Raw genomic sequence first — 7880 nt, 5'->3', positions numbered from 1 at the left:
GGGTTACATTGACCAGGCGGTGTTAGCCGGTGTCGATCTGTACCTCAGCGGCGAGGCCTCCGAGCAGACGTTCCACAGCGCCCGGGAAAACGACATCAGTTTCATCGCCGCCGGCCACCATGCCACCGAGCGTTACGGTGTGCAGGCTTTGGGTGATTACCTGGCGCGACGTTTCGCCCTCGAGCACATCTTCATCGATTGCCCGAACCCGATTTGACTACAGGGCTGGAGCCCAAACGAGGGGGTATATTCATATACCCTTTCGATCTAGCCGCCGTCCTGATTAGAAGAGGGCGCTGTGCTAGGATTCCCCGCTCGAACACGGCCCGCAGGCCGTCCATAAGATCGTTTTCGTGAGTAGCCATGGTCGACAAACTGACGCATCTGAAACAGCTGGAGGCCGAAAGCATCCACATCATCCGCGAGGTCGCCGCCGAGTTCGATAACCCGGTGATGCTGTACTCCGTCGGTAAAGACTCCGCCGTGATGCTGCACCTTGCGCGCAAGGCATTCTTCCCGGGCAAACTTCCGTTTCCGGTGATGCACGTCGACACCCAGTGGAAGTTCAAGGAAATGTACGCGTTCCGCGACCGCATGGTCGAAGAGCTCGGCCTGGACCTGCTGGTACACGTCAACCCCGAGGGCGTTGCGCAGGGTATCAACCCGCTGACCCACGGCAGTGCCAAGCACACCGACATCATGAAGACCGAAGGCCTCAAGCAGGCCCTCGACAAGTACGGCTTCGACGCCGCATTCGGTGGCGCCCGTCGCGACGAAGAGAAGTCCCGTGCCAAAGAGCGCGTGTATTCGTTCCGTGACAGCAAGCACCGCTGGGACCCGAAAAACCAGCGCCCGGAGCTGTGGAACGTCTACAAYGGCAAGGTCAACAAGGGTGAATCGATCCGCGTATTCCCGTTGTCGAACTGGACCGAACTGGACATCTGGCAGTACATCTACATGGAAGGCATCCCGATCGTGCCGCTGTATTTCGCAGCCGAACGTGATGTCATCGAGATGAACGGCACCTGGATCATGATCGACGACGAACGCCTGCTCAATCACCTGAGCGACGAAGACAAGGCGCGCATCGTCAAGAAGAAGGTCCGTTTCCGTACACTGGGCGACTACCCGTTGACCGGTGCTGTCGAGTCCGAGGCCACCAGCCTGACCGACATCATTCAGGAAATGCTCCTGACGCGAACTTCCGAACGCCAGGGCCGAGTCATCGATCACGATGGCGCCGGTTCCATGGAAGAAAAGAAACGTCAGGGTTATTTCTAAGGGGTTGTCATGTCGCACGCATCTGATTTGATCAGCGAGGACATCCTCGCCTACCTGGGCCAGCATGAACGCAAGGAAATGCTGCGCTTTCTGACTTGTGGCAACGTCGACGACGGCAAGAGCACCCTGATCGGGCGCCTGCTGCACGACTCCAAAATGATCTACGAAGATCATCTGGAAGCCATTACCCGCGACTCGAAAAAAGTCGGCACTACCGGCGAAGACATCGACCTGGCGTTGCTGGTCGACGGCTTGCAGGCCGAGCGTGAGCAGGGCATCACCATCGATGTCGCCTACCGCTATTTCTCTACCGCCAAGCGCAAATTCATCATCGCCGATACCCCCGGCCATGAGCAGTACACCCGCAACATGGCCACCGGTGCATCCACCTGTGACCTGGCGATCATCCTGGTCGACGCCCGTTACGGCGTGCAGACCCAGACCCGTCGCCACAGCTTTATCGCCTCGTTGCTGGGCATCAAGCACATCGTGGTCGCCATCAACAAGATGGACCTCAACGGCTTCGACGAAAGCGTATTTGAGTCGATCAAGGCCGATTACCTGAAGTTCGCCGAAGGCATCGCGTTCAAGCCGAGCACCATGGCGTTCGTGCCGATGTCCGCGCTCAAGGGCGACAACGTGGTGAACAAGTCCGAGCGCTCGCCGTGGTACACCGGCCAGTCGCTGATGGAAATCCTTGAAACCGTCGAAATCGCCAGCGACCGCAACTACACCGACCTGCGTTTCCCGGTGCAGTACGTCAACCGTCCGAACCTGAACTTCCGTGGTTTCGCCGGCACCCTGGCCAGCGGCATCGTGCACAAGGGCGACGAAGTCGTTGTGTTGCCGTCGGGCAAGAGCAGCCGCGTGAAATCCATTGTCACCTTCGAAGGTGAGCTGGAGCACGCCGGTCCTGGTCAAGCGGTGACGCTGACCATGGAAGACGAGATTGACATTTCCCGTGGCGACTTGCTGGTGCACGCCGATAACCAGCCGCAAGTGACCGACGCCTTCGACGCCATGCTGGTGTGGATGGCCGAAGAGCCGATGCTGCCGGGCAAGAAGTACGACATCAAGCGCGCCACGACTTACGTGCCGGGCTCGATCACCAGCATCGTCAATCGCGTGGACGTGAACACCTTGGCCGAAGGCCCTGCCAGCTCGTTGCAGCTGAACGAGATCGGTCGGGTCAAGATCAGCCTCGACGCGGCCATTGCGCTGGACGGTTACGACAGCAACCGCACCACGGGTTCGTTCATCGTCATCGACCGTTTGACCAACGGCACGGTCGCGGCCGGCATGATCATCGCTCAGCCGCTGGCGCATGGCAGCAGCTCCCACCACGGTAAACTGGCTCATGTAGCCACCGAAGAGCGCGCTCAGCGCTTCGGTCAGCAACCGGCCACCGTGTTGTTCAGCGGCCTGTCGGGCGCTGGCAAAAGCACCTTGGCGTATGCGGTTGAACGCAAGCTGTTCGACATGGGGCGCGCGGTGTTTGTACTCGATGGCCAGAACCTGCGTCATGACCTGAACAAAGGTCTGCCACAGGATCGCGCCGGGCGCACCGAGAATTGGCGTCGTGCGGCGCACGTTGCGCGTCAGTTCAACGAAGCCGGCCTGCTGACACTGGCGGCGTTCGTTGCCCCGAGTGCCGAAGGTCGTGAGCAGGCCAAGGACCTGATCGGCAAGGAGCGTCTGCTGACGGTCTACGTCCAGGCCTCGCCGACGGTCTGCGCTGAGCGTGATCCGCAAGGTCTGTACGCGGCGGGTGGCGACAATATCCCGGGCGAATCCTTCCCGTACGACGTGCCGCTGGATGCCGATCTGGTGATCGACACCCAGTCGCTGTCGCTGGAAGAAAGCGTCAAGCAAGTGCTGGATCTGCTGCGCAAGCGTGGCGCGATCTAAGCATTAGCTGAAAACAAAAAGCCCGCAGATGAGTGATCATCTGCGGGCTTTTTTGTGTCCGGAAGGACACTTTCGCGGGCACCTCAAGAATTCACTGGATACTCCCGGTGCATTTGTCCCAACAGCGCATCCTTGTCATTCCACAACTGATTGATCCAGCCCTGAAACTCCAGGCGATACACCCCGTCCTGGTCGTAGTTCTTGCCAACGAACTGCGGTGGAATCTTCAGCTCCTGAAAGTGCACCACCACGTCTTTCACATTGCCGCAGAGCAAATCCCAATAGCCTGGACGCCCGGCCGGGTAGTGGATGGTCACGTTGACGATGGCTTCCAGCTGGTCGCCCATGGCATCCAGCACGAATGCAATGCCGCCCGCTTTCGGCTTCAGCAGGTAGCGGAACGGTGAACTCTGCTGGGCGTGTTTGCCCTCGGTAAAGCGTGTGCCTTCGACGAAGTTGAAAATCCCCACCGGGTTATTGCGGAACTTGTCGCAGGTCTTGCGGGTGGTTTCCAGGTCTTTGCCTTTCTTCTGCGGATGCTTTTCCAGATAGGCCTTGGAGTAACGCTTCATGAACGGAAAACCCAACGCCCACCACGCCAGGCCAATCACCGGTACCCAGATCAGTTCCTGTTTGAGGAAGAACTTCAGCGGGCGGATGCGACGGTTGAGCACGTACTGCAACACCATGATGTCGACCCAGCTCTGGTGGTTGCTGGTGATCAGATAGGAGTGCCGATAGTCCAGGTCTTGCAAACCGCTGAGGTGCCAGCGTGTGCGGCAAACCAGATTCATCCAGCCCTTGTTGTTACTGATCCACGCTTCGTGGGTATGACTCATCAGCCAGCGCGCGAAACGTTGGGTGAGGGCGAACGGCAACACTTTGAACAGCGCCACACAGAACAGAAACGAGCAGAGCAGAATCGTATTCAGCGCCAACAGCAGCGAGGCGATCACGCCGCGCACGGGTGCAGGTAGAAAATCCAGCATTTAAATATCCATAGGTCGGTTGGCCGCTTGAATCGCGGTCAGCGCGATGGTGTACACGATGTCGTCGACTTGCGCGCCACGCGGCAGGTCGTTCACCGGTTTGCGCAGGCCTTGCAGCATTGGCCCGAGGCTGACGCAGTCGGCGCTGCGTTGCACGGCTTTGTGGGTGGTATTGCCGGTGTTCAGGTCGGGGAACACGAACACCGTGGCACGACCGGCCACCTGACTGTTCGGCGCCAGTTGCCGGGCCACGGTTTCGTTGGCAGCGGCATCGTATTGCAACGGGCCGTCGATCAGCAGTGAGTGTTGCTGTTCGTGGGCGAGCAAGGTGGCCTCGCGAACCTTCTCGACTTCTTCGCCGCTGGCCGATTCACCGCTGGAGTAGCTGATCATCGCCACTCGCGGAGTGATGCCGAACGCCGCTGCCGAATCGGCGCTTTGCAAGGCGATCTCGGCCAGTTCGCTGGCGCTCGGGTGCGGGTTCATCACGCAGTCGCCGTAGACCAGCACTTCTTCGGGGAACAGCATGAAGAACACCGACGACACCAGGGTGCAACCCGGCGCGGTCTTGATCAGTTGCAGGGCCGGGCGGATGGTGTTGGCGGTGGAGTGAATGACCCCGGACACCAGCCCGTCGACTTCATCCAGCGCCAGCATCATGGTGCCGATCACCACGGTGTCTTCCAGTTGCTGCTCGGCCATCGGCGCGTTGAGGCTTTTGGTCTTGCGCAGCGCAACCATCGGCTCGACATAACGCTCGCGAATCAGGTCCGGGTCGAGGATTTCCAGCCCCGGTGGCAACTCGATGCCTTGGGCGCGGGCGACCGCCTCGACGTCTGCCGGTTTGGCCAGCAATACACAACGGGCAATGCCCCGGGCCTGGCAGATCGCAGCGGCTTGCACGGTCAACGGCTCGCTGCCTTCAGGCAACACGATGCGCTTGTTGGCGGCCTGGGCGCGCTGGATCAGTTGATAGCGGAACACCGCGGGCGACAGGCGCATTTCCCGTGGCGTGCCGCAGCGTTGGTGCAGCCAGTTGGCGTCGAGGTGGCTGGCGACGAAATCGGTGATGATCTCCGCGCGCTCGCGGTCGTCGATCGGGATTTCCTTGTTCAAACCGTTCAACTGGTTGGCGGTGTCGTAGGAACCGGTACTCACCGACAACACCGGCAGGCCGGCCTGCAAGGCGCCACGGCACAGCTCCATGATGCGCGGGTCGGGCAGGGTGTCGCTGGTCAGCAGCAGGCCGGCCAGGGGCACACCGTTCATCGCCGCGAGGCTGACCGCGAGGATGATGTCGTCGCGATCGCCGGGGGTCACCACCAGCACGCCGGGCTTGAGCAGCTCCACGGTGTTGCGCACGGTGCGGGCGCAAATGATGATTTTGGTCATGCGCCGGGTTTCGTAGTCACCGGCATTGAGCACCTGAGCGCCCATCAACTCAGCCACGTCACGGGTGCGCGGCGCGTTCAGCTCCGGTTGAAACGGGATGCAGCCGAGCAGACGGAAGTCGCCACTGCGCAGCAACGGCGAGTGCTCTCTCAGGCGCGAGGCGAAGACGTCCATGCTTTCGTCGGTCTTGACCTTGTTGAGGATCACGCCCAGCACTTTCGGGTCCTTCGGCCCGCCGAACAATTGCGCCTGCAATTCCACCCGGCCGGACAATTCGGTCAGCACTTCGTTTTCCGGCGCCGAAACCAGAATCACGTCGGCGTCGAGGCTCTTGGCCAAGTGCAGGTTGACCCGCGCGGCGTAGCTGGCGCTGCGGGTCGGGACCATGCCTTCGACAATCAGCACGTCCTTGCCGATAGCGGCTTGCTGGTAAAGGGTGATGATTTCTTCGAGCAATTCGTCCAGCTGACCGTCGCCGAGCATCCGCTCGACATGGGCCAGGCCCAGCGGCTGAGGCGGTTTCAAACCGTGGGTGCGGGCCACCAGTTCGGTGGAGCGTTCAGGGCCGGTGTCGCCCGGGTGCGGTTGGGCAATCGGTTTGAAAAAGCCGACTTTGAGGCCGGCCCGCTCAAGGGTACGCACCAGCCCGAGGCTGATGGAGGTCAGACCCACACCAAAATCGGTGGGCGCGATAAAAAAAGTTTGCATGCGGATTCTCTAAGGGTGCATGGCAATGGTGAACGCCTATGGCTGGCGTTCTACCGATATTCAGTGGTCAAGGTTATCGCTAACCGAGCCTTGTGCGCACCAACCGCAATCAAAGGGCTGGCCTATTTTTTCATTGCGCAGCGCAGGGTCYAGCACCCAGGCCCGGGATTGCCACGGCGGCTGGTGCCGCAGGTGTTGGGTATGGCCGCAGGACAGCTCGGCCACCCAGTGCCCGTCCTCGTCCTGATGAAAACCTGTAATGGTCGAGGCTTTCATTGCACCCCGTTTGTCTGGGTTGTGTTCGCTTTCGGGCGATTGCTTCGCTAAACTTGGACATTCATCTTTCTTATGCAAAAGGTCTCGCCCCATGCTGATCGCCGCCAATAAGGCTGTCTCCATCGACTATACCCTGACCAACGACGCTGGTGAGGTCATCGACAGCTCCGCCGGCGGCGCGCCGCTGGTCTACCTGCAAGGCGCAGGTAACATCATTCCGGGCCTGGAAAAGGCGCTGGAAGGCAAAGCAGTCGGTGATGAACTGAAAGTCTCCGTAGAACCTGAAGATGCCTACGGCGAATACGCTGCTGAACTGGTCAGCACCCTGAGCCGCAGCATGTTCGAAGGCGTCGATGAACTGGAAGTGGGCATGCAGTTCCACGCTTCCGCTCCGGACGGCCAGATGCAGATCGTCACCATTCGCGATCTGGACGGCGACGATGTCACCGTCGACGGCAACCACCCGCTGGCCGGTCAGCGCCTGAATTTCCAGGTCAAGATCGTTGCCATCCGTGATGCCAGCCAGGAAGAAATCGCTCATGGTCACGTCCATGGCGAAGGTGGCCATCACCACTGATTTTCTGCGCTAAGCTTTCGAGAACTGGAGAGGCGCCCGAGGGCGCCTTTTTAGTCCGCGGCTGTCCTTGGCGACATGACCAAGTGGCTGTTTCGAGAAGAACACGGGAAATTTGGAGTCCGTCATGAGTGCTTTTCACGACCTTACATTGAAAGCTTTGGATGGCCAGGAGTTACCTCTGGCGCCCTTCAAAGGGCACGTCGTGCTGGTGGTCAACGTCGCCTCCAAATGTGGCTTGACCCCACAGTACGCTGCTCTGGAAAACCTCTACCAGCAATACAAGGGCATGGGTTTCAGCGTGCTGGGCTTGCCGTGCAACCAGTTTGCCGGGCAGGAACCGGGCACAGAGCAGGAGATCCAGGCGTTCTGCAGCCTCAACTATGGCGTGACCTTTCCGTTGTCCAGCAAGCTGGAAGTCAACGGTCACGAACGTCATCAGCTGTACCGCCTGCTGGCGGGCGAGGGTGCGGAGTTTCCGGGCGACATCACCTGGAACTTCGAAAAATTCCTGTTGGGCAAGGACGGTCGCGTATTGGCGCGGTTCTCGCCGCGTACGGCGCCGGATGATCCTTCTGTTATCCAGGCGATTGAAAAAGCTCTGAGTTAAAAGCGCAGATCAAGATCAAAAGATCGCAGCCTTCGGCAGCTACAGGTATTCACATTCCTCTGTAGAAGCTGCCGAAGGCTGCGATCTTTTCGTTTCTAATCCTTAATCACTCAAATCAATAGTGCTGTTCAAGGCAGGGCGC

8 protein-coding genes are annotated in these 7880 nt (G+C 59.8%); 5 read left to right on the top strand and 3 right to left on the bottom strand.

The annotated features are described in order from the left end of the window. From AC1DLB_RS14845 to cysN, 3 genes are all read left to right on the top strand, one after another. The coding region (locus tag AC1DLB_RS14845; protein WP_477785189.1) for a Nif3-like dinuclear metal center hexameric protein at window positions 1–217 on the top strand (217 nt) is incomplete at its 5' end. A 146-nt stretch (window positions 218–363) separates the two neighbouring features. Then, window positions 364–1281 (top strand): sulfate adenylyltransferase subunit CysD, encoded by a 918-nt coding sequence (gene cysD, locus AC1DLB_RS14840; protein ID WP_477785188.1) that lies wholly within the window; start codon window positions 364–366, stop codon window positions 1279–1281. A gap of 9 nt (window positions 1282–1290) precedes the next feature. After that, window positions 1291–3189, top strand: a complete 1899-nt coding sequence (gene cysN, locus AC1DLB_RS14835; protein ID WP_018927190.1) for a sulfate adenylyltransferase subunit CysN — start codon at window positions 1291–1293, stop codon at window positions 3187–3189. A gap of 83 nt (window positions 3190–3272) precedes the next feature. On the opposite strand, the gene AC1DLB_RS14830 is transcribed toward cysN, so the two are convergent. Genes AC1DLB_RS14830 through AC1DLB_RS14820 form a run of 3 tightly spaced genes read right to left on the bottom strand, consistent with a single transcriptional unit; the run spans window position 3273 to window position 6677 of the window. Then, window positions 3273–4178 carry an acyltransferase gene (locus AC1DLB_RS14830; RefSeq protein ID WP_064620287.1) on the bottom strand — a complete coding sequence of 302 codons (906 nt, stop codon included), beginning with the start codon at window positions 4176–4178 and terminating at the stop codon, window positions 3273–3275. Further along, window positions 4179–6278 (bottom strand): phosphate acetyltransferase, encoded by a 2100-nt coding sequence (gene pta, locus AC1DLB_RS14825; protein WP_018927188.1) that lies wholly within the window; start codon window positions 6276–6278, stop codon window positions 4179–4181. Between the two features lie 60 nt (window positions 6279–6338). Beyond that, complete coding sequence (locus AC1DLB_RS14820) at window positions 6339–6677, bottom strand: DUF3565 domain-containing protein (RefSeq protein ID WP_064621356.1); 339 nt, start codon at window positions 6675–6677, stop codon at window positions 6339–6341. On the opposite strand from AC1DLB_RS14820, the gene AC1DLB_RS14815 reads away from it, so the two are divergent. After that, complete coding sequence (locus AC1DLB_RS14815) at window positions 6646–7131, top strand: FKBP-type peptidyl-prolyl cis-trans isomerase (protein WP_064620281.1); 486 nt, start codon at window positions 6646–6648, stop codon at window positions 7129–7131. The two genes, AC1DLB_RS14820 and AC1DLB_RS14815, sit on opposite strands and share 32 nt — an antisense overlap. Window positions 7132–7255: 124 nt before the next feature. Next, window positions 7256–7738 carry a glutathione peroxidase gene (locus tag AC1DLB_RS14810; RefSeq protein WP_477743242.1) on the top strand — a complete coding sequence of 161 codons (483 nt, stop codon included), beginning with the start codon at window positions 7256–7258 and terminating at the stop codon, window positions 7736–7738. The last annotated feature ends 142 nt before the right edge of the window (window positions 7739–7880 follow it).

The sequence above is a fragment of the Pseudomonas sp. 05N434 genome, from assembly GCF_056396965.1.
This window is presented reverse-complemented; position numbering and strand designations above follow the sequence as displayed.